Raw genomic sequence first — 23,494 nt, 5'->3', positions numbered from 1 at the left:
TTTAAGCTTACGTTTTAACAAGCGTAATTGGGTCTGTAGCTCAGCTGGTTAGAGCACCGTGTTGATAACGCGGGGGTCAGTGGTTCAAGTCCACTTAGACCCACCATTTTATAATGGGGCCATAGCTCAGTTGGTAGAGCGCCTGCCTTGCACGCAGGAGGTCAACGGTTCGACTCCGTTTGGCTCCACCACTATAGACGAATAAGCTTTAAGTGCTAATAGTATAAATAGAAACAAGTGATTTATCTTTGAATAAAGACACGATTACTTCTTTCTGTTTTATACAGAATCTGTGACTCGACGAGAGCATAGAGACTATTTAAAAACATAGATATGAGTCTGGGTTAGGAGGAGCGTGTTCACGCGCACCTCTTAACCTTAATCACTCACCTCTTAACGACATCAGTTGTTATCCCAGGGATGAGTGATTAAAAAAAGTAATAAGAGAACTGAATCAAGCGTATAAACATAGGTGATATCGTTATCATAATTAGACTTTATAACACTTAGCAGTCGAAAGACTACTTGGGGTTGTATGGTCAAGTAATGAAGCGCACATGGTGGATGCCTTGGCAGTCAGAGGCGATGAAAGACGTGACAGCCTGCGATAAGCTTCGGGGAGGCGGCAATATCCTGTGATCCGGAGATTTCTGAATGGGGAAACCCACCTACCATAAGGTAGGTATCTTGTACTTGTACAAGAAGCGAACGAGGGGAAGTGAAACATCTCAGTACCCTTAGGAATAGACATCAAATGAGATTCCCCTAGTAGCGGCGAGCGAACGGGGAGAAGCCGATTAATGCTAATGTAGAAGAACAGCGTGGGAAAGCTGACCGTAGTAGGTGATAGTCCTGTATTCGAAACATTAGCGTTAACATATTAAGTAGAGCGGGGCACGAGAAATCCTGTTTGAAGATGGGGGGACCATCCTCCAAGGCTAAATACTCCTGACTGACCGATAGTGAACCAGTACCGTGAGGGAAAGGCGAAAAGAACCCCTGTGAGGGGAGTGAAATAGAACCTGAAACCGTGTGCGTACAAGCAGTGGGAGCCTTAATTTATTGGGGTGACCGCGTACCTTTTGTATAATGGGTCAGCGACTTATATTCTGTAGCAAGGTTAACCGTTTAGGGGAGCCGTAGGGAAACCGAGTCTTAATAGGGCGTTTAGTTGCAGGGTATAGACCCGAAACCGAGTGATCTATCCATGAGCAGGTTGAAAGTGCCGTAACAGGCACCGGAGGACCGAACCCACTGTCGTTGAAAAGCCAGGGGATGACTTGTGGATAGGGGTGAAAGGCTAATCAAACTCGGTGATAGCTGGTTCTCCCCGAAAGCTATTTAGGTAGCGCCTCGGACGAACACCATTGGGGGTAGAGCACTGTTTCGGCTAGGGGGTCATACCGACTTACCAAACCGATGCAAACTCCGAATACCGATGAGTGATATCCGGGAGACACACAGTGGGTGCTAACGTCCATTGTGGAGAGGGAAACAACCCAGACCGCCAGCTAAGGCCCCAAATTCCTAGTTAAGTGGGAAACGAGGTGGGAAGGCATAGACAGCTAGGAGGTTGGCTTAGAAGCAGCCATCCTTTAAAGAAAGCGTAATAGCTCACTAGTCGAGTCGGCCCGCGCGGAAGATGTAACGGGGCTCAAACTAGGAGCCGAAGCTGCGGATTTGAATTTGTTTTCAAGTGGTAGGGGAGCGTTGTGTAAGCCTGTGAAGGTGTGTCGTAAGGCATGCTGGAGGTATCACAAGAGCGAATGCTGACGTGAGTAACGATAATGCGAGTGAAAAGCTCGCACGCCGGAAGATCAAGGGTTCCAGTCCAACGTTAATCGGGGCTGGGTGAGTCGACCCCTAAGGCGAGGCCGAAAGGCGTAGTCGATGGGAAATCGGTTAATATTCCGATACTTGTTTATAATGCGATGGAGGGACGGAGAAGGTTATGTCAGCCTGGCGTTGGTTGTCCAGGTGAAAGGATGTAGGCTTGTGGCTTAGGTAAATCCGGGCTACAACATGGCTGAGATCTGATAGCAAGCTGTACTTGTACAGTGAAGTGGCAAATACCATGCTTCCAGGAAAAGCTTCTAAGCAATAGTTATAAACGAATCGTACCCTAAACCGACACAGGTGATCAGGTAGAGAATACCAAGGCGCTTGAGAGAACTCTGCTGAAGGAACTAGGCAAAATGGTACCGTAACTTCGGGAGAAGGTACGCTGCTGATGGTGATAGGACACGCTCCTTGAGCTGTTGGCAGTCGCAGATACCAGGCTGCTGCAACTGTTTATTAAAAACACAGCACTCTGCAAACACGAAAGTGGACGTATAGGGTGTGATGTCTGCCCGGTGCTGGAAGGTTAATTGATGGGGTTAGCGTAAGCGAAGCTCTTGATCGAAGCCCCAGTAAACGGCGGCCGTAACTATAACGGTCCTAAGGTAGCGAAATTCCTTGTCGGGTAAGTTCCGACCTGCACGAATGACATAATGATGGCAGCGCTGTCTCCAGCAGAGACTCAGTGAAATCGAAATCGCAGTGAAGATGCTGTGTACCCGCGGCTAGACGGAAAGACCCCGTGAACCTTTACTACAGCTTTACATTGAACTTTGACCTGACTTGTGCAGGATAGGTGGGAGGCTTTGAAGCCGAGACGCTAGTCTCGGTGGAGCCAATCTTGAAATACCACCCTGGTCATGTTGGGGTTCTAACTCAGGTATAACAATACCGAGGACAATGTATGGTGGGTAGTTTGACTGGGGCGGTCTCCTCCTAAAGAGTAACGGAGGAGTACGAAGGTGCGCTCAGACCGGTCGGAAATCGGTCGTAGAGTATAAAGGCAAAAGCGCGCTTAACTGCGAGACCCACAAGTCGAGCAGGTACGAAAGTAGGTCTTAGTGATCCGGTGGTTCTGTATGGAAGGGCCATCGCTCAACGGATAAAAGGTACTCTGGGGATAACAGGCTGATACCGCCCAAGAGTTCATATCGACGGCGGTGTTTGGCACCTCGATGTCGGCTCATCTCATCCTAGGGCTGAAGCAGGTCCTAAGGGTATGGCTGTTCGCCATTTAAAGAGGTACGCGAGCTGGGTTTAGAACGTCGTGAGACAGTTCGGTCCCTATCTACCGTGGGCGTTGGAAATTTGAGAGGATCTGCTCCTAGTACGAGAGGACCAGAGTGGACGAACCTCTGGTGTTCGGGTTGTCACGCCAGTGGCATTGCCCGGTAGCTACGTTCGGATGGGATAACCGCTGAAAGCATCTAAGCGGGAAGCCCACCTCAAGATTAGATTTCCCTAAAGAGCCGTTGAAGACTACGACGTTGATAGGCAGGGTGTGGAAGTGCAGCGATGCATGTAGCTAACCTGTACTAATTGCTCGTTTGGCTTGACCATACAACACCCAAGTGGTTTGTATGAAAGCTCTAATTAATCTATCTTGTATAAGCGAAAGCTTATAGAATAAAAGAAAGAATATTTCGATATCACCTTTAACCTTGATTCAGTTAGGTTACAAGTTGATCGACCATAAACTAAACACTTATAGTCAAACAATAAAAATAACAGACTCATATCTAACCCCCTTTGCTGACGACAATAGCATGATGGCACCACCTGATCCCTTCCCGAACTCAGAAGTGAAACATCATTGCGCCAATGGTAGTGTGGATTCGTCCATGTGAGAGTAGGTCATCGTCAGCTCTCTATTCTGAAATATCCCCCGACTAGTTATCTAGCCGGGGGATTTTCTTTGTGTGTGGGTTGAGATTTAGTATAATTTTACACTTAATCTAACTTACTTTTATAATTCACACTCTATAAGTGTATTTTCTATTTGAATTGACGATTTTTTTGTTTAAATGCTATGCAATTCTATGAATATATTTTCTAGTCCTGCCATCAAAATGATTTGACTTATATCATTATAGCTGCTAATTTTAAACTAGATTTTTATTACAGGTATGTAAAAGATATATTTGAAACTTGTAAGTTATTACATCTGGTATAGATTGGATTATTTACCAGTGATGTATTACTCCTATTTTCACAATTATCAAAAGGAATTGATAATGAAGCTAGCTCCTCTTTTTTCAATTGGTGCCTTAGCGGCTGTAAGTCTTTTAGGCTGCTCTAACCAATCTTCTAACACGACTGATGGCTCATCAGCAACCTCTCAAGAAACGACCGTTTTACGCTTCTCTCACTTTTGGCCAGCAACCTCTTCTATCAGCACAGAGGTTTTTGAACCTTGGGCAAAGCAAATTGAAACAGATTCTAATGGTCGCTTAAAAGTAGAGTTGTATCCTTCCGCGGGTCTTGCCAAAGCAGATGTTACGTACGAATCTGCTGCTAAAGGTACGATAGATATCGGCTCACAAGCACATGGTTATACCAGTGGTCGTTTTCCTTTAACTCAAATCACTGAACTTCCTGGTTTATCAAACTCAGCGACTCAAATGGGTTGTATGCTTCAGACTCTTTATGAGGATGGCACGCTTGCTAGTGAGTATGAAGACTCACATCTACTATTTATGTATGGTGCTGGGCCTGGCTCACTGCATACTACGGATAAATTGATTCGGACTCCTGAAGACATGAAAGGTATGCGCATCCGCCGCCCTTCTGCGGTCGCGGGTGACATTATCGAAAGTGCTGGGGCGTCACCAGTAGGATTGCCTGCTAACGATATGTATACCTCGCTACAACGCGGCGTCGTCGATGGGTTGAGCTTTCCCTGGGAGGCCGTAACAGCGTTCAAAATTGACGAAATTACCAAATATCATACCAACATTCCTTTTTATAGTTCGGCGCTGATGGTCACTATGAATAAGGATAAATATAACAACTTACCTGATGATTTAAAGCAAGTGTTGGATAAAAACTCAGGAATGGCATTGGCGAATAAAGTTGGTGAAGTGTTTGATAAGCATGATCAAATGGCCATTCAAGCTGCTAAAGCTAAAGGCGATGAGATCGTTGAAATTCCTGATCCATTGAATGATCCTGATTGGAAAGGACCACTTGAAAAGGGTACTAAAAAATATCTAAGTGATGTCAATGCTTTGGGTTTAGATGCTGATAGTGTCTATGAGAAAGCAAAAGCCGCCAGTGCTGCTTGTAAAGTGGTATAACCCATTGGAGGTGTCACATGGCATTTTTAGTAAAAATCAGTGTTCTAATCTCTAGATTATGCCAGTTTATCGGTGGTATCAGTCTTATTATTATTGTCCTCACAACGATGCTCGATGTGACTGCTCGTTATATTTTCAAGCTGACTGGTGGCGAGTTTGGCTTTACTGTTAAAGGCAGTGTAGAGATCGTCTCTTACTTCATGCTCTTTGCTTTACTTGCTGCCTTTGGCGCTTTCGTCGAACGCTCACAAATCATCGTTGATGTCTTTACCCAAAAAATGCCGCAAGCCATTAAAGGTTATATGATGGGCGTCTTTATGATGGGCTTTTTCGTCATTGGTATCGTTTTTGCTTGGGGGCTTTATGAGAGTGCTGTTGATGCCATAGAATACGGCAAAGTCACTCAAGATCTTAGATTGTCAATGATGCCCATCTATGCATTTAGTGCATTTTTAAGTCTCTTACTCGCCATTCGCTCATTAATCGAATCCATTAATATCTTTAAAACGGGCGAGTTCTTTGACGCCGAGGAGACAGGCGCATGAGTCCAGAAATTATTGGAGCTATCGGCTTAATCGTCATGATCCTACTTGTTGTCCTGCGAGTTCCAGTGGCGCTTGCCATGTTAGGTGTTGGATTGGTTGGTTTTGGCGCAGTGACGGCGCCCAGTGGTGCATTACAAATGCTCAAAGACATCCCAGTCGATGTCTTGGCAAAGTATGACTTTAGTGCGATTCCCTTATTTATTTTAATGGGCGTTTTTGCCACTCATTCAGGGATGGCAGGGAAATTATTTGAAGCTACCCGAACTATTTTTGGTGGAGTGAGGGGCAGTTTGGGTATCGCTGGTATAGGATCGTCTGGTATTTTTGCTTCTATCTCAGGCTCATCCTTAGCCACAGCATCCACTATGACCAAGGTTGCGCTGCCACAAATGGAGAAGTATGGTTATCAACCAGGTTTTGCCTGTGGTATTTTAGCAGCGGGTGGCACGTTAGGTATTATGATTCCGCCTAGCATTGCGCTACTGGTCTATGCCATCTTAACCCAGCAGTCGGTCGGTGACATGTTCATCGCTGGTTTCTTGCCTGGGATTTTGGGCATGGTGATGTACTCAATCACTGTTATGATTATGGTACGCTGGAAGCCGCATTTAGCGCGTCGCGGTGAGCCTACTTCTTGGAAAGCCAAGCTGCTGTCATTGACGGGACTCATCCCATTTAGCTTTATTTTTATTGTGATTATCGCTGGTATTTTCTTTGGGTTATTTACTCCGACAGAAGGAGCGGCAGTCGGTGCGTTTGTTTCTTGGGCTTATGCTTTTGCCAAAGGCATGCGTATAAAAGGTCTAAAGCAATCTTTGATTGAAACGCTTGCATTATCAGCGGTGGTGTTCTTTATGCTGCTGGGTGCAGAAGCCTTGGGTTACTTTATCTCCGTTTCACGCTTGTCTTATACGCTAGCGACTTGGATTGGTACATTAGCAGTCAGCCCGATGATTGTACTGATCTGTATCTTAATCATGTACTTCCTCTTAGGGTTGTTCATGGATGCTTTGGCGATGCTGGTCATTACCATTCCAGTGGTATATCCAATCATTGTGGCGTTAGGGTTTGATCCCGTATGGTTTGGTATCATCGCTGTATTGACAGTAGAGCTTGGACTGATTACGCCGCCGATGGGGATGAATATCTTTGTCATTAAAGCGATGGCACCGCATATTAAGCTGTCTGATATGTTTCGCGGGGTCGCACCGTTTATTGTCTCTGATCTGATTCGACTGGTTATTTTGGTCGCCTTTCCAGCGATATCTTTAGTGCTGCTAACGTAAGCGCTATTGATAAAAGTAAGCTTAGAAAATCATAGCTGCGTCGTTTATCTACACTGTTCATCTGTATTGTTCATTAATAGGGCCATATTGTTTTCATAGCAATATGGCTTTTTTATGATAAAAGAAAAAGTCGACATAACAATTCTATGGTTAAATTATTCCACATAAAGTCACATTATGAGACATTTTTTGAGCGGTCATTTTGATTACTTAAAAAGTAGTTTTTATACTAAATGACATTATACGTGGATAACTTTTCTTATCATTCTAAGGGCTTGTGAATGTAGTAAACTGGTTGGCATTTCCGAATAGATAACTTCATAAGTAGAGAAAATCATGGCAGTCGATTTTAGTAATACGCTCATCGTCGCGATTTCTGCAACGGCACTTTTTGATTTAACCGAATCAGAAAATTATTTGCTAGAGCTGCTAGAGCAGAGACCTGCAAGCGCCATAAAAGAGTTTCGAGACTATATGACCAAGCGTGAGAACGATGCTCTCAGTATAGGTGCTGGTTACCCATTAATTAAAGCTCTATTAAATCTGAATAATTATTGCAATGATGGTATGCAAGATTTAGAGGTTGAGACACCTTTGGTGGAAGTGGTCATTGTTTCAAAAAGTAGTCCAGATACGGGCATTCAAGTCCTCAATGCAATTCTTGAACATGAGCTGACTATCTCACGCTCGGCATTTATTTCAGGCAGTCCTGTTGCTCCTTATATTAAAGACTTCAATGTCGATCTATTTTTGACGACCAATCGCGAAGATGCCCAGCAAGTGGCTGATGCCAATATTTGTGCTTGTGCGATACTCGATGCAACCCCTGTCAATACTTATGAGTTAGATACTGATCAGTTGCGTATTGCTTTTGATGGTGATGCGGTGCTGTTTGATGATTCAGGTGAACTGCTGTACAAGCAAAAAGGACTGCGTGCTTTTCACGATCGCGAAATACAGATGCGTGATTTACCGATTGAAAAAGGTCCTTATGCTGAATTGTTGATTAAACTATCAAACTTACAGGAACGTCTACCCGCTGGTCTCAAGTATTCTCCCATAAAGATTGCATTGGTGACAGCTCGCAACGCACCTGCTGATCTGCGCGCGATTAAGACATTGCGAGAGTGGGGCGTCAATGTTGATATGGCGTTTTTCTTAGGAGGTTTAGAAAAAACAGCTGTGCTTAGAACATTTGCACCTCATATCTTTTTTGATGATTCTATCAAACATATCGATGCCGCCCGTCGTTTTGTGCCCACCGCTTTAGTGCCTTATCACTCGACGTCGTTATTACATAGTGACAGTTATTTGATGACTGACAAAGAGGCTGCATTGTTAGATTTTACACCTGTAACACGCGCCACTACTACGCTGAGTCATTAAAATATCGCTAAAAACATAGATTAAAACATGAATTAAAAGAATAGGGCATTATATGAATTGGCAGCAACTGCTTAGCTTGATTATGATACGAATAAAGCAGGTTATAGGCTTATATGCTTTTGTATTAATACCGATGTGGGGCATGTTTTTTTTAAATGAAGTGGCATTATTTGGCATGTGGAATATCTTTGGGATTGTGCCTCGTGCCTTAGACGTGGGCAGTATGATTGGAGTATTTGCATCATGGACGATGCATGGCAATTTTTCACATTTGCTTGGTAACACTTTGACGTTATTACAAATTTTATTTTTGTTTGGATTGTTTGAGAAGAATGCTTATCGAACAGTGATTAAGCTCATTATCGCATCTGGATTGGTCACTTGGATCATTGGCTCGCCATTGTCAATTCATGTTGGCGCATCAGGGCTATGCTTCGCGATGCTCGGCTATATGATAGGCGGTGCTGTATTTGCGCGGCGTTGGGGTTATTTGATTGCCTGTATTGTCATGGGTACTGGCTATTGGTTGACCATCAAGCAAGGATTGATGCCGCAACAAGGTATCTCGTTTGCGGCGCACTTCGGTGGTCTATGCGCTGGATTGCTGTTAGGCGCTAATTCTAAGCATACTTATACCGCAACTTCTCAGCGCAATTGAATACATGACTATAATATAAGCCGTCTTAAATCCCTTAATAATCAGATGTTTTAGCAGGGTTTTATTTGCATATTTATGAGGAGGTTAGCTTTTATCAGTACAGATACTAATGAACAACGGGTCATCTGTTACTAACTCTCGCCATGCTGTTGTTTGCTTGACATGTTCATCAATCGTTAGCTTACTGTTTTTTTCGGGTATGACATAATCGGCACGCGTAGGAATACGACAGTCTATAACTTGTGGTATTTTCTGCACACTTCTGCGTCTTTCAAAAAGATATAAATTAACCAAATATACATCTGGATTATCTACTTGTACGCTAGCGTTGGCGGTATCGGCAGCGATAAAACGTAATATTTGCGGTTTGATATAAGACCATGGGCGAAACCACTCGGTGCTTTTTGCTACTTTGACGACTTGCACGCCTGCTGGTAACTTGCTCACTTGCTGACCATACCAGTTATACTCTTGGTGTATTTGAAAGGCAAACATACCAATCGCAGCAAACAAAGGAATAAGCCACTTTGGTGCGCGTTTGCCAGCCAGTTTACTGAGGTGAGTTATAATGAGTGCCAGACCAGCCATGCCAAATGCGGCAGCGATGGTAGCGATAAACTCAAAAAGCATAAAATCTTCCTTAATGCGTTAAGCACTTTTAATTGAGCGCTTTTAACTAGGGCGTGTTCTCATTTTAAAAATGGTCATAAAAATGAGATAAATTGCCGTCAAACAAGGAAAGTAGCGCAAATAATATCGAGATATTGATAAGCTATTAACGATGTTTGGCAAAATTTAGCCATTTTTAGCCATTTTTAGCCATTTTTAGCCCATTTAGAGGGTAATCGATTTAATTGAGAACACGTCCTAAGCATAGTTAATAAAGTATATTCAATAAAGCAAAAATCTAACATTTTTTATAATAAATAAGAGATAAAAAAATCACTCACAAGCAGCTACTGCCTGTGAGTGATATATAGTAACTGAAGATATATTCTCATTTATATACTTAGTGGTCGACTGCACCGCCTGCGCCACGTGGAGAGCGGACACTTTCAACCAACTCTTGAATGTGTAATGGTGGGGGCGCAGTAGCATAAGAGACAGCAAACGCTACGATAAAGTTAAGCAATGCCCCAATCGCACCAAATGATAGTGGTGAGATACCAAACAACCAATACTCTGCCGTATCAGGGAAGTTCGCTGTACCGCTAATGAAGAACCAACCTTTAAAGACAAAGATATAAACAAGGATACTAATCAGACCTGTTAGCATACCAGCGATGGCACCAACATTATTGATCCGTTTAGAGAAAATACCCATCATCAGTGCAGGGAAGAGCGATGCACCAGCGATACCGAATGCTAATGCGACTACCTGTGCGGCAAACCCTGGTGGATTTATTCCTAACCAAGTAGCAACTACAATCGCAACACCCATCGTAATACGCGCAACTCTCAATTCGCCTTTATCAGTAATATTTGGATTAAGGTTTCGTTTAATCAAGTCATGACTGATCGCTGACGAAATAGCCAGTAGTAGGCCTGCTGCTGTTGAGAGCGCTGCTGCCAAACCACCTGCGGCGATAAGACCAATAACCCATGGTGGAAGATTCGCAATTTCTGGGTTAGCTAATACTAAGATATCGGCATTGACATCCAGCTCATTACCCTTCCAGCCCGCTGCGGTGAAGCGTCCATTAAGTTCTAGATCCTGTGCGACACGTGCAGTCTCTACGGCTGCAGTGGCAGCGGCTACATCGCCACCATCCGCTTGTGCAGCAGTTAAGGCAAGCTCAGCGGCACCAAGTCCACTGTCGTTGTACATTTGGATACGACCATCATTATTAAGATCATTATATTTAATGAGACCGGTATCTTCCCATGTCTTCATCCAGTCTGGACGTTGATCATAGTTTATAGGTGCTTCTGCTACCCCTTGTGGATAAATCGTATCAATCAGGTTTAAACGTGCCATTGCACCTACGGCAGGAGCAGTGAAGTATAATAGCGAGATAAATACCAACGTCCAACCAGCTGTCCAACGCGCATCAGCGACTTTAGGTACGGTGAAGAAGCGGATGATAACGTGTGGTAGACCTGCTGTACCGATCATGAGTGATAAGGTAAATAGCACCATATTTAGTTTGTTAGGGACATCAGCAGTATAAGCCGTGAAACCCAAATCAGTAACCACCTGATCTAGCTTGGTTAAGATAGGAACGCCTGCTTCCACATGGTTTGAAAACAAGCCCAAACCTGGAATTGGATTGCCTGTTAACTCAAGTGAGATGAAAACAGCAGGAATGGTATATGCAATCATTAGAACTACATACTGCGCTACCTGCGTATAAGTAATCCCTTTCATACCACCAAGTACAGCATAGAAGAAGACAACAACCGCAGCAATCAGGAGACCAGTCGTGTTTTCAACTTCCAAGAAGCGTGAGAAAGCGACACCGGCACCTGTCATCTGACCGATAACGTATGTGGTTGAGGCGATAATCAAACAAATTACGGCAATCATTGCTGCCGTTTTTGAATAAAAACGGTCGCCGATGAAGTCAGGTACCGTAAACTTACCAAATTTACGTAAATAAGGCGCTAGGAGCATTGCCAGTAGTACATAACCACCTGTCCAACCCATCAAATAAGTTGATGCGCCATAACCGCCAGCGGCAAGAATACCTGCCATCGAAATAAATGACGCAGCACTCATCCAGTCAGCAGCCGTTGCCATACCGTTGACGACAGGATGAACACCGCCGCCTGCTACGTAGAATTCACTCGTTGTGCCAGCACGTGCCCAAATTGCAATACCGAAGTATAGAGCGAAAGATAGACCTACAAAAATAATATTAATCGTAAATTGACTCATGGGGCTATTCCTCGTCTACGCCGTATTGTTTATCTAACTTATTCATACGCCAAGCGTAGAAGAAAATTAAAACGATAAATACCCCAATGGATCCTTGCTGAGCAAACCAAAAGCCCAAGTCGGTACCACCGATTTTAATACCTGCTAAGAGAGGACGTAACAAAATCCCAAACCCGTATGAGCATAGCGCCCAAATAAATAGGCTACCTAAAATGAGACGGACATTGGCACGCCAATAACCGGATGGATCGTTGTGGTTTTCCATAGGACAACTCCTTTTGCCTAACATAAAAACAAGATTACTGATTTGAGCCTGACAAGTTATTTTGCTTTAGCATGTATCACATGATGGAAGACAGTTCGATACGTTGTCTATAAACGGATCATAAAATCAGTTTATAGGCTGATAAAGCAGAATGACCAACCAGTAATAAGTAACCCGATATTATCGAAAAAAAAGCAGATTTCTATCAATCAAAGCACTACGAAAAATACTTTTCTGTGGTTCGATTTTGCTAAAAATTCACATTGTAAAATATGGCTGTGGGTCGACTATAACCTAAACATCTAACAAGATTTATGGGCTATAGAATGACTGGATTTATAGTATATAGAGATGAGGATTTATGGAGGAGGGTCGTTATTGGTTGACAGTCCTCTGTCTTATTATGCTCATCATCCCTGATGATATTGTCTTAATATTTCAACTTATTATTCATGCCAATAAGTATTGCAAGAAATATTTATGAACTTATTGGGAATATATACAATATTGACTTAATTAACAATAAATAAATTTTATTTACTTTATGTAACTAAATGTTTGCTTTATGGAAACCATGGTCAACTTATGTTAGAGAGAGTAGCTAAAAAAATGGCCGTTGCTCAGGTGCTGTGCTAAAACCCTATTTATATTAAGGATTTAGTTTTATAGAGGTATTAGAGCATTATTAGCAATAAAAGTCATCCATTCTATAAATATAGCCCATACTTTGCTCAATAAATATTATGGCGGTGACTATTTTTTTTGGAATGGTGTTTATATGAATACGTTTTAAAACCTATCTGTTGACCTAGTCTCAAAAGTTTTCTTTAATATTCCATATAAAAAATATTTTTTTGATTTTTATAGAAACACCTTGCAAAAGTTCGTAATTATTTAATTTTTATAATAGAGGTTGGAAATAGTTAAATAATCTCTAGTCAGTTAAAATGTAGCGACAGGATGTTAGTGATTTACTTTGCCAGTATATTGATCAGATATTTACTGTTTCATCAGTAGGCAGAGGGATTAGTAAGCATTTTTAAATATCATTAATCACATCAATCCATAAAATATACTAGCAGTATAAAATGTAAGTGAGAGGATAGCAGTATGGGTGAAGGGATAGCAGGTTGGTTTAACAGCATCGTCAATTATGGTGTCAGTATTATTTGGGGCAACAATGATTGGTTGATTGCGAGTAACCCTTGGTATGGATTACTGATGTTCGTACTGATTGGTGCAGGTTTGTATTTTACCATTGCCACACGTTTTATTCAGTTTCGCCACTTTGGGCATATGTGGCAGCTATTGCGTGTGTCCAATCAGGGGCGTAAAGATGGCGGTATCAGCTCATTTGAGGCGCTGATGACCTCATTGGCGGCGCGGGTCGGTACAGGTAACTTGGCAGGGGTCGCAATCGCGATTTACCTTGGCGGTCCGGGTGCCGTGTTTTGGATGTGGATGACTGCGATCGTCGGTATGTCGACCAGCTTTATCGAATCAACATTAGCACAAGCCTATAAAGTGCCGCACAATGACAATGTTTACCGCGGTGGACCGGCTTATTATATCGAAAAAGGTCTTGGTCAGCGCTGGCTAGCGATATTTTTCTCATTATGCTTATTAGTAGCGTTCGGTTTAGCCTTTAATGGCGTGCAGTCAAATACCATCGCACAAGCGACCAACGAAGCATTCGGTGTTCCAACGTGGATGACAGGCTTGGTATTGGTTGTATTAGTGGCGCCAGTGGTATTCGGTGGTTTGCGCTCGGTTGCTCGTATTGCGGGTAAAATCGTACCCGTTATGGCGATTCTCTATATCTTATTGGCCTTGTTCATTATCGTGACGAATTTTAGTCAATTCCCAGCGGCGATTGTGTTAATTGTTAAATCAGCATTTGGTTTTGAGCAAGCAGCAGGCGGGGTGATTGGTTATGGTATTGCTCAGGCGATGATTAACGGTATCAAGCGTGGTCTGTTTTCAAATGAGGCGGGTATGGGTTCAGCGCCTAATGCGGCGGCAACGGCGAAGAGTCATCCCGATCATCCAGCGGTGCAAGGATTTATGCAAATGCTGGGTGTATTTATGGATACCCTTGTCATTTGTACGGCAACGGCGTCGATTATTATTTTGTCCGGTGTGGTCGATCCTAGTGTTGAGCAAGAAGGTATTCAGCTGACTCAGTTGGCACTGTCACAGTATGTGGGTGATATGGGTGTTATCTTCGTTGCGATTGCTATTTTCTTCTTCTCTTTCACCTCTATCATTGCCAATTATAGCTATGGTGAGTCGAATCTTGAATTCATCTCTGGTGCCAAAAATGCCAAAGTCATGATCATGATATTCCGCTTTATGGTACTTGGCATGGTATTTGTGGGTGCTATTGCCAGTCTTCCTGCCATATGGAACTTCGCTGACTTATCAATGGGTCTAATGGCACTCGTTAACTTAGTGGCTATTTTAATCTTGTCACCCGTAGCGCTGCGCATATTGCGTGACTACGAGCGTCAGATTAAAGAAGGTAAAACTGGCGATCAAATCAAGTTTAATCCTGATGACTTTGTGAAGCTTAAAGACGAAGCCAATCGTGATGCATGGACAGATTAATCTCACCTGATTAAAGATAAACTTGTCTCATGTGTCGAAGTTAAAAAAACCGCCCTTATGAATTCATAAGGGCGGTTTTTAGTATCAGCGATTGATCCTAATATTGTTTATATTTACATATTAGGATAGTTAGGGCCACCGCCACCTTCTGGCGTTACCCAAGTGATATTCTGTGAAGGATCTTTGATATCACAAGTTTTACAATGCACACAGTTTTGCGCATTGATCACAAACTTAGCTCCTTCGGCATCTTTTACCACTTCATATACCCCAGCTGGGCAGTATAAACGGGCAGGCTCAGCATATAACGGTAAGTTAATTGAAACAGGTACCGTTGGATCAGTCAGTTTCAAATGTACCGGCTGGTCTTCTGCATGATTAGTATTAGAGATAAATACCGATGACAGCTTGTCAAATACCAGTTTGCCATCAGGCTTGAGGTAGGTTGGCTGAAAAGCATGATTGGCACGCTCTAACTGATCATAATCTGGCAGGCTGTCATGTAAGGTAATCGGCATTTTACCTTTTAATAAGTTGTGCTCGATAAAGGTAAAAGCACCGCCCATAAACAGACCCATGCGATGTATTGCAGGCGAGAAGTTGCGTGACTCATAGTTGTCTTGATACAACCATGACTCTTTATACATGGTGGTATAAGCAACGACTTCATCATGCTGACGATCAGCTTGTAGTGCCTCAAAGATAGCTTCGGCGGCTAGCATGCCTGACTTCATCGATGTGTGTGTGCCTTTGATTTTAGCGGGGTTCAAGAATCCAGCATCATCACCGACCAATACACCACCTGGGAAAGTGAATTTCGGTAGAGAGTTTAAGCCACCTTTGGTTAAAGCACGTGCGCCATAAGAGATGCGCTTGCCGCCTTCCAATACGTTTTTGATGACAGGGTGGGTTTTTAGGCGCTGCATCTCATCGAATGGCGACATATATGGGTTGTGGTAAGACAGGTCAGCGACAAGACCAAAACTTACTTGGTTGTTTTCGTCGAAGTACAACCACCAGCCACCAGTAGAGCCTGTTTCGGTCAAGGGCCAGCCAAGACCGTGCATGACCACGCCTTGCTCGTGTTTCTCAGGGGCTACGTCCCACAGCTCTTTTAGACCAATACCATAATGCTGAGGATCTGAGTCTTTATCAAGATCAAAACGGCTGATTAAGCGCTTACCTAAATGACCACGGCTGCCTTCGGCAAAAATAGTGTATTTAGCAAGTAGCTCATAACCTGGCTCAAAGCTAGGCTTGGCTTCGCCATTGGCAGCCACACCCATATCGCCCGTTAAGACACCACGTACAGAACCGTCATCGTTATATAAAATATCATCTGCAGGGAAGCCTGGGAACATCATGACTTCAAGCTCTTCAGCTTGTACCGCTAACCAGCGCACCACATTGCCCAATGAGACAATATAGTTGCCATTGTTGTGCATCGGTCCTGGAATCAACGAGTCAGGTACTTTAGTAGAGCGTGTGGCTGAGTTTAGATAATAAAAGCGATCTTCGGTCGCTGGCACATTAAGCGGCGCGCCTTTTTCTTTCCAATCTGGTATCAGCTCGTTCAAAGCGCGTGGTTCGATGACAGCACCTGATAAGGTATGCGCACCAAACTCAGAACCTTTTTCGACCACACAAACCATAAACTCATCATTACCAGCAGCGATAGCGAGCTGACGCAGGCGGATGGCAGCAGATAGCCCAGCAGGTCCACCACCGACGATGATAACGTCAAATTCCATAGACTCACGTTCAATCTCAGGCTCTGCCGCGACAGCTTCTACTACTGGCTCTGGCGCTTTGTCGATAGCGACTGTTTCAGCTGGCACTTCTTGGGTCACAACGGCTGACTCTGCTTTATCTAGATTTGCCGTCTCTGTCGCTACTGATGGGTCAGTATTCACAGTGTCACTATCAATGACTGGCTTTTGATTGTCTTGCTCTTGCATACCTACTCCTAAACTTTTAGTGGCTTATCTCAGGGCATCATTAGCTTAACAATTGAATAATAGACTTGCGGCGCTAACATTACTCAGACATATGGCTGCCCGATAAAAACTGTCTTTGCGACATCAATTGACCATGTTACTGTCGAGATCCATGTATTTAAGGATATCAACACATCACGTAAAATGTGTCATTAACACAACACCCACTTGACCATTTCAATAAAAAATCGTTACTCATTATAAAAGAAAAGTCCTACAAACACGATACGCATTTATGAGTATCGATGTTAAGGTAAGATTGAACTAATGAGGGTGCTAAGATGATATGTTTTCATCATACCCGAAACTAAAATTTATAGTAATAATAGATTTGCCAAACTTTGAATGCTAAGTAAAGGATTATACGATGAATAGCAATAATGAAGACATAATTCAAAATGATGAATCGGCAGCTAAACCGCCAAAAGACGTGCCATCTGAGCTAAATAATATGGATTCTCTCAGTCAGTATCTAAAGTCTACCGTAGGCAAACGTGAGGGACGTGCCATCCCACCATTGGATAAATGGCACCCAAAAGATGTGGCCGATATGGATCTGGTCATAAAGGCAAATGGCGAGTGGTGGCATGAAGGAGGGCAAATGACCAGAGAGTCATTGGTGAGCTTATTTGCGACTATTTTATGGAAAGAAGACAATAATGGCATCACTGAATATTTTTTGAAGACGCCAGTACAGAAAATCCGTATCCAAGTTGAAGATGCCCCTTTATTGATCAATGACGTCGGTATCGTCAACGAAGGCGACAATCGTTGGCTAGAATTTACCACGACTACTGGCGATGTGGTGCGTTTAGATGATGAGCACACCATCACATTAAAGGCGTATAATCCTACAGACAATGATACGATTGATCAGCATACAGCTGCGATAAATACTGAAAACAGTCAGCAGGCAGTAATAGATATGCAGGTACGTCCTTATATGCCCGTTAGAAATGGTTTGGACGCACTTATTGGGCGTAATACTTTTTATCACTTGACCGAAATTGGCGAATTGACAGAGCAAAATGGTGAGACGATACTGACATTACAAAGTGGCGGAAAATCCTATGAGCTGTCGATGCCAGCCAGTTAACGTAAGGATTTAAAGCTATGTATCCGTCAAATGATTTACGGTTTAGATATAGTCAATTCTATATAAATCAGATACGGTGTCAGACTCGCTTAGTCTACTATTTGTAGTACTTTTGCTTGCCTTCTTTGTATCCAAATTATATTGAACCGACTATAGCGATAAATTACCAGATAATTACTGTAGTATGCCAAACAGCAAACAGCAAACAGCAAACAGCAAACAGCATAAGGATGACAATATGTATATAAAAATGGCAGTAGAGTAGTGATGGATATTGCTGCAAGTAATAGCTTAAATAGGGTGAAAATGCGCTCATATAGCTTTGATGGTAAACATGTTGAGGATGTCGAGAGTACAACTAATGCTAAAGCTGACATCCATAAAACGAATATTGGTACAGTTATAAATAATAAAAAGCGCAATGCGCCAATCGGATTGTTTGACTCTGGTGTCGGTGGACTGTCTGTTTATCTACATTTGGCACAGCAGTTGCCTGCCGAGCGTTATGTCTATTATGCAGACACCTTAAATGTGCCTTATGGTAATCGTGATAGCGCCGATATTGAAGCGTTGACTTTAACCGCCGTTGATTGGCTGTATGAGCAGGGCTGCAAGCTCATTGTTATTGCTTGTAATAGCGCCTCAGCTTATGCTTTGGAAACAGCCAGACGGCGTTATCCGCAACTGCCTATCGTCGGATTAGTACCGGCGCTAAAGCCCGCCATATCGGCGAGCAAAACTGGTCGCGTGGTCGTTTTAGCGACTAAGGCTACCTTGAATGGCACATTGCTTAATGAGGTCATCGATCACTTTGCTAAACCCAACAATACGGTAGTGACCAAATATTTTGATCCGCAATTGGTACCTTGGGTAGAGGCGGGAATGCCAGAGCAGGATGATACTGCTTTAAGATTACGCCAGCAGCTCACATTATTTGCTCATGATGGCGTTGATCAATTGGTACTAGGCTGTACGCACTATCCATTTTTCAAAACGTTTTTGTTAGATGAGATTGCTCAGCAGCAATTGGCGATGCAGGTCGTTGATTCTGGACAAGCCATTGCTGAGCGAGTTAAGCAGCTATTGGCTGCAAACCAGCTGTCTGCATTGGTTGACAATACCCCAGATGATCATTGTTTAGAAACAACTGACAAAACAAAAGTTGTCATTCGACCGCCATTGATTTTTTATGCGACTAAGTTCGATGATAAACTGGGTACTTTAATAGCGCGTTTGCTTGGCAAAGACGCCATCTTGCAATACTGTTCTGAATAGGCGCAGCTAAAGGTGTTTATATCAAACCCATAACCATAATATTGATATATTAAAAATAAATTGAGCTTATTTTTATAAGATTATGCTAGGCTGTGCAACACAAGATATTTGTGCTCTATTTTATATCATATTATTCTATGTCATGACCTAAGCTTAGAGGTGATTGTGCCAAACCGTCGCTATCATATTCACATCATATGCGCTGACAATGATCAATTGTTGGTCTTGGACAGCTTGGCGATATTTTTTCAGTCGCGGGCTTTCTTGACCTATGATGTGTCGAGCCAATTGCCAAAAGCATCGCTATATGGTCGACAATGTATCGACTCCTGCGATTATGCACTGATGCTCATTGGAGACAGTTATGGCACCGTGCAAAGGAATGGCGTTAGCCAAATGCATTTGAGCTATTTGAATGCCAAAGCCAAGCTCAAACCGTTAATCATCTTAATCAAAAATCATCATCCAGATGCGAGTATCAGTCGTCAACTGCAAGAATTTATTAAGTCGGTAACTCGGCAGGACAATACGATATATTATTATGATACAGAAACGGATATTGAGCCATTACTTGTACAAGCTTACTATAACGCAGTGACCAATCATCAGGTCGTTGGTGGATGGCTGAGAGCCAATGAGGAAATGATTAAATTTAGCAAGCAAACCGTGGCGGAACGGTTTGCAGATCTATTGTCTACTGACAAAACGCTAAAGGAAAATAGCCCACCTGCTGATGAATTCGTCTCTGATGATGTGAGTAAGCCTATTCTATTGCTAGAAGCTTTTGATATTCAATATAGTGCTCAAGCTTATGCAGGTGGCAACCTAACCGATGTTACCAGACCCTTGACCTTAACATGGCAAGAGATATTGATCGCCTTGATGAAAATACCAGCGACCTTTTCGAGCTATGGCTTGCAAAATGCTGTGAATCGCTTGATAGCGTCAAAAGCTGAGCAAGACATCAAAAAAGAGATGCCGAATGTCCATGCCGTCTCGCGCTGCCAAATTTCTCAAGATGATTTGAACCAGCTACAACGTCAGCTAGTGGGTGCAAACTGGATACAGCTCACAACCTATGGCACTCGCGTCTCGCAAGAACTTTGGAAGTTGACCTTTCATGCAAAAAATCTATTGAACGAAGTCCATCATAACTCCCAATGATTCGTATTTTGCACTAATAATATTCCTGCCTTCCTCATTTCAAAATAGTCAGTAGCCTATCTGCTGTAAAGAGCACACGTGTGGCTGTGACTACGTTTTGTAATACAAAGCATACGCGTCAACGGTTGTGAATCCATTTAAGACTGGTAATATTAAGACTAATCAGAGATTGATAATAAATACATTATTTATATTAAAATTACTGACTTATATATTGTATACATACAAATCGAATGTATATAAATCGCATAATAATACTGACTAAGGAGAGCACCTGATGAGTAACGCTAAAAACGATGCATTAAAAAAAGAGCTTGATGGCTTAGAAGAATCTATGCATGCTGCCGAGCAGTTTCATACACTAGAAGAGCAAGTAGCGGACATGAAACGTCGCGGTATCGACCCTAGCCAAGCTTACAAAGACTTGGACAGAAAAGAAGAAGATGCTGATTGGGGCGATGCTACTTGGAAAGAAAACGGCAAGTGGGAACCAAAAACACCTGCTGATCTAGATGAAAAAGCACGTGAGAACTGGGATGGTGACAATGGTAAACCGAACCCACCACCGATCGTTTAACTTTAATTAAAAAAAGTAGTTATATATAAAATTCGTTTAGAAAATTCATGTTATAAAAAAGCCACGCTATTATTAACGTGGCTTTTTATTTTAGTAATAATTAACAGACATTAACTAATTAAGAACCTTCGTCAACACGAACGAGCTTTACCACACCGTCGCTACCAGTGACACGGCGATAGCGTGTGTTACCAGAGGTAGGTGATTGTGCAGAAGGCTGCGTTGAGTAAGTATTAGGAGTACTCGTTTGCTGCTGAATCAACTGTCCCATGCGATCAGCAGAGGCAGGGTTTAAAGGCTGGCTATTCGACGGCTGTCTGTATTGATTGCCGTATTGCGTACTTTTCGGGGCTGTGTTTCCAGCATCTCCAATGATGGCGCGGTAGAATTTTTGTCCTGCGCGGCCATCCGCTGGTAAGATACCACGACTAGATTGGTATTGCTGAATCGCGATACGGGTATTGTCGCCAATAATGCCATCAACACCACCAATATCGTAACCCGCATTCAATAACGCCTGCTGGATATCTTTGGCTTGCTGGCGACTGATACCAGGGTCATCGGTAGGCCATGCCGTGACAAAGTCAGTTTTGCTGCTGTCCTCTTTGGTGATTAAGTCTGATAAGTGGGCGATTGCTAATGCATAATTTTCTGACGCATTATAAGAATAAAACGTATCAAAGTTTTTACCAACTAAGAAAGCAGGACCGTCTTTGCCAGCGGGTAATAGTAACCCAGCGCTACTCAAATCGTTTGGCAATGGACTGCCATTGGCGAGCGTGATACCTTGATTGCGCCAGTGGCTGATAGACTTCTTGTTTTTACGGTCAGACGCTGCCCAAAATTCACTGGGCAGCTTGACTTCGTAGCCCCAAGGCTCGCCCGTGCGATAGCCGCGCTTATCTAAGAAGTTTGCGGTAGAGGCTAGTGCGTCAGGCACACTGTTGACCAAGTCGCGGCGACCATCACCATCGAAATCAACTGCCAACTCTAAAAAGGTACTTGGCATAAATTGCGTTTGCCCAAAAGCGCCTGCCCATGAGCCGGTCATATCACTTGGCGCGATATCACCGTTTTGGACGATTTTTAGTGCATTGGCATATTCGCCTTGGAAGTAGCTCTGACGGCGATCAAAACAAGACAGCGTCGCCAAAGACTCAAACAAAGGTTTTTTGCCTAATGTCTGCCCAAAGTTTGACTCAACACCCCATACACCTAGTACGTGCTCGGCTTTGACGCCATAGCGTGATTCAATTTGACGTAGCGTATCCGCCCATTGACGCTTGGCGCGGATGCCATCTTCTACACGCTCTTTATCGACCAGCGAAGATAAATAATCCCAAACGTCTTTTTGAAATTCTGGCTGATAATTCAATGACTGAATCACGCTAGGATCAGGCTGGCTAGGGCGATAGTTATTAAAAGTAGAGCCATCAACCCCTCGAAATTTGCTAGAGTTTTTTAGACCGTCTAAGCATTGTTGAAACTCGGCATTAGATAAGTTTGGTGCTGGTGGTTTGGCTGCTTGAGCAGTGCTAGCAAAACTCAGCCCAACAGCAAGGCTGAGTAACGATAAAGTAGAAACTGGAGTCAAACGCATGAAAATATCCTATAAACGTTGAAATAGTTATTAAAAGAGAAAGCAAAGCGGATTGGTGCAGTATGGACTTAGAGTAACCAATCTCATGGGTAAAGAAAAGGTATCGAAGTAAGCTGTTACTATAAATTGACGGTGGCGTGACGTTAGGAGAGGGTTTAGGGTAGATAGGCTAAAATGGATAAAGTGCTAAAAAAATCCAATTAATCATTTCTACTTCATTCAAAACCCAACTAATCCCCCAAAACCCCATCCAACTCATTAATAAAGTCATGAATACGCGCCGCATTTTTTCCCAAATCGCTCCCACCAACCCTTGACTTACTGCGAATATCTACTAGACGTTCACTACTGTTATCCGTGATACGCACGACAACATCATCTTTAAAACCGAACCAAGCAGTCGTATCTGTCGCTTCAATGACGCCTTTGTCAGCATCGATATTGACAAGCTTCCAACCTAAATTATCGATGGCTTGTTTGGTTGCCTCAACCAACTCAGATTTTGACTGGCTATAGCGTAATGTTTGTAATTCAGGGTAGGCGGCGCGCTGCTGCGTTGCAGTCTCTACACCTGCATACTCAACTGGGTTTGGTGCATCAGCGCGCAGTGGGGCAATGGCCACAAATTCAGGTGGATTCACTAGGTCGGTTGAAATATCATGAATGGGCGGTACATTTTTGGCGCTATTCATCATGCTTAGTGGAATAGCAATGGCAATGATAGCAAGCGCTGCTGATGTTAATACGCTACCAATGCTAGCCGTGTCTCGTTTAAATAAAAGCTGTATGACTAATAGTACCAATGCTGCGATACCAGCAAATACACCAAACTTAAACCCTGCAAACGCAGTCGCTAAATCGACTAAGCCAAACTTGTACAGCGGACCTGCGAGTGTGACTAGCAAAATAGAGATTAAACTTATCAGCCCAACTAATATTTTCATTCAATTTTTCCATCATAATTTAGTATTGCTTAATCACTACGCAAACGGCTTTATTAACGACTCATTTCATTTATTAACCAC

General features: G+C 43.0%; 16 protein-coding genes, 2 tRNA genes and 2 rRNA genes. 14 read left to right on the top strand and 6 right to left on the bottom strand.

All coding sequences use genetic code 11. The features are described from left to right. Positions 1-29 precede the first annotated feature (29 nt). From JMY05_RS09905 to JMY05_RS09865, 9 genes are all read left to right on the top strand, one after another. Positions 30-106, top strand: a tRNA-Ile gene (locus tag JMY05_RS09905). Positions 107-115: 9 nt separating this feature from the next. Then, positions 116-191: transfer RNA gene (locus tag JMY05_RS09900), tRNA-Ala, on the top strand. 346 nt (positions 192-537) lie between these two features. Beyond that, positions 538-3,399 (top strand): 23S ribosomal RNA (locus JMY05_RS09895). Between the two features lie 191 nt (positions 3,400-3,590). Continuing rightward, positions 3,591-3,705 (top strand): 5S ribosomal RNA (rrf, locus tag JMY05_RS09890). Between the two features lie 368 nt (positions 3,706-4,073). After that, positions 4,074-5,135, top strand: a complete 1,062-nt coding sequence (locus JMY05_RS09885; RefSeq protein WP_045448046.1) for a TRAP transporter substrate-binding protein — start codon at positions 4,074-4,076, stop codon at positions 5,133-5,135. A 17-nt stretch (positions 5,136-5,152) separates the two neighbouring features. Beyond that, positions 5,153-5,680, top strand: a complete 528-nt coding sequence (locus JMY05_RS09880; protein ID WP_045448045.1) for a TRAP transporter small permease — start codon at positions 5,153-5,155, stop codon at positions 5,678-5,680. Further along, positions 5,677-6,966, top strand: a complete 1,290-nt coding sequence (locus JMY05_RS09875) for a TRAP transporter large permease (RefSeq protein WP_045448043.1) — start codon at positions 5,677-5,679, stop codon at positions 6,964-6,966. The genes JMY05_RS09880 and JMY05_RS09875 overlap by 4 nt, the downstream gene beginning before the upstream one ends. A 336-nt stretch (positions 6,967-7,302) precedes the next feature. Next, positions 7,303-8,352 (top strand): 5'-nucleotidase, encoded by a 1,050-nt coding sequence (locus tag JMY05_RS09870; RefSeq protein WP_201614965.1) that lies wholly within the window; start codon positions 7,303-7,305, stop codon positions 8,350-8,352. Positions 8,353-8,404: 52 nt separating this feature from the next. Continuing rightward, positions 8,405-9,010, top strand: a complete 606-nt coding sequence (locus JMY05_RS09865) for a rhomboid family intramembrane serine protease (RefSeq protein WP_045448040.1) — start codon at positions 8,405-8,407, stop codon at positions 9,008-9,010. A gap of 84 nt (positions 9,011-9,094) precedes the next feature. Here JMY05_RS09865 and JMY05_RS09860 read toward each other — a convergent pair whose 3' ends face one another. The 3 genes from JMY05_RS09860 to JMY05_RS09850 all read right to left on the bottom strand — a co-directional run bounded on the left by JMY05_RS09860 (position 9,095) and on the right by JMY05_RS09850 (position 12,153). Beyond that, complete coding sequence (locus JMY05_RS09860; protein WP_045448037.1) at positions 9,095-9,640, bottom strand: hypothetical protein; 546 nt, start codon at positions 9,638-9,640, stop codon at positions 9,095-9,097. Positions 9,641-10,019: 379 nt separating this feature from the next. Beyond that, positions 10,020-11,888, bottom strand: a complete 1,869-nt coding sequence (locus tag JMY05_RS09855) for a sodium:solute symporter family protein (protein ID WP_201614963.1) — start codon at positions 11,886-11,888, stop codon at positions 10,020-10,022. A gap of 4 nt (positions 11,889-11,892) precedes the next feature. After that, the gene (locus JMY05_RS09850) at positions 11,893-12,153 is read right to left on the bottom strand and encodes a DUF4212 domain-containing protein (RefSeq protein ID WP_045448034.1); all 261 of its coding nucleotides are present in this window, start codon (positions 12,151-12,153) and stop codon (positions 11,893-11,895) included. A gap of 1,110 nt (positions 12,154-13,263) precedes the next feature. Between JMY05_RS09850 and JMY05_RS09845 the strand changes: the two genes are divergently transcribed. After that, positions 13,264-14,760 (top strand): alanine/glycine:cation symporter family protein, encoded by a 1,497-nt coding sequence (locus tag JMY05_RS09845; protein ID WP_045448031.1) that lies wholly within the window; start codon positions 13,264-13,266, stop codon positions 14,758-14,760. A 113-nt stretch (positions 14,761-14,873) separates the two neighbouring features. On the opposite strand, the gene JMY05_RS09840 is transcribed toward JMY05_RS09845, so the two are convergent. Next, positions 14,874-16,511, bottom strand: a complete 1,638-nt coding sequence (locus JMY05_RS09840) for an electron transfer flavoprotein-ubiquinone oxidoreductase (RefSeq protein WP_201615390.1) — start codon at positions 16,509-16,511, stop codon at positions 14,874-14,876. A 613-nt stretch (positions 16,512-17,124) separates the two neighbouring features. On the opposite strand from JMY05_RS09840, the gene JMY05_RS09835 reads away from it, so the two are divergent. From JMY05_RS09835 to JMY05_RS09820, 4 genes are all read left to right on the top strand, one after another. Then, positions 17,125-17,853 (top strand): DUF1285 domain-containing protein, encoded by a 729-nt coding sequence (locus JMY05_RS09835; protein ID WP_201614961.1) that lies wholly within the window; start codon positions 17,125-17,127, stop codon positions 17,851-17,853. Between the two features lie 306 nt (positions 17,854-18,159). Then, entirely contained in the window at positions 18,160-19,128 is a 969-nt protein-coding gene (gene murI / locus JMY05_RS09830; protein WP_227678158.1) for a glutamate racemase, read from the top strand. Between the two features lie 165 nt (positions 19,129-19,293). After that, complete coding sequence (locus tag JMY05_RS09825; RefSeq protein ID WP_201614959.1) at positions 19,294-20,292, top strand: DUF4062 domain-containing protein; 999 nt, start codon at positions 19,294-19,296, stop codon at positions 20,290-20,292. Between the two features lie 277 nt (positions 20,293-20,569). Further along, on the top strand, positions 20,570-20,869 hold the full coding sequence (locus tag JMY05_RS09820; protein WP_045455583.1) for a hypothetical protein: 300 nt from the start codon (positions 20,570-20,572) through the stop codon (positions 20,867-20,869). Positions 20,870-20,987: 118 nt separating this feature from the next. Here JMY05_RS09820 and JMY05_RS09815 read toward each other — a convergent pair whose 3' ends face one another. After that, positions 20,988-22,469 carry a lytic murein transglycosylase gene (locus JMY05_RS09815; RefSeq protein WP_201614957.1) on the bottom strand — a complete coding sequence of 494 codons (1,482 nt, stop codon included), beginning with the start codon at positions 22,467-22,469 and terminating at the stop codon, positions 20,988-20,990. A gap of 230 nt (positions 22,470-22,699) precedes the next feature. Further along, positions 22,700-23,413 carry a DUF1499 domain-containing protein gene (locus tag JMY05_RS09810; protein ID WP_201614955.1) on the bottom strand — a complete coding sequence of 238 codons (714 nt, stop codon included), beginning with the start codon at positions 23,411-23,413 and terminating at the stop codon, positions 22,700-22,702. Positions 23,414-23,494 lie beyond the last annotated feature (81 nt).

Source organism: Psychrobacter sp. JCM 18902, from assembly GCF_904846615.1.
In the GTDB taxonomy this organism is placed as follows: Bacteria; Pseudomonadota; Gammaproteobacteria; order Pseudomonadales; family Moraxellaceae; genus Psychrobacter.
This window is presented reverse-complemented; position numbering and strand designations above follow the sequence as displayed.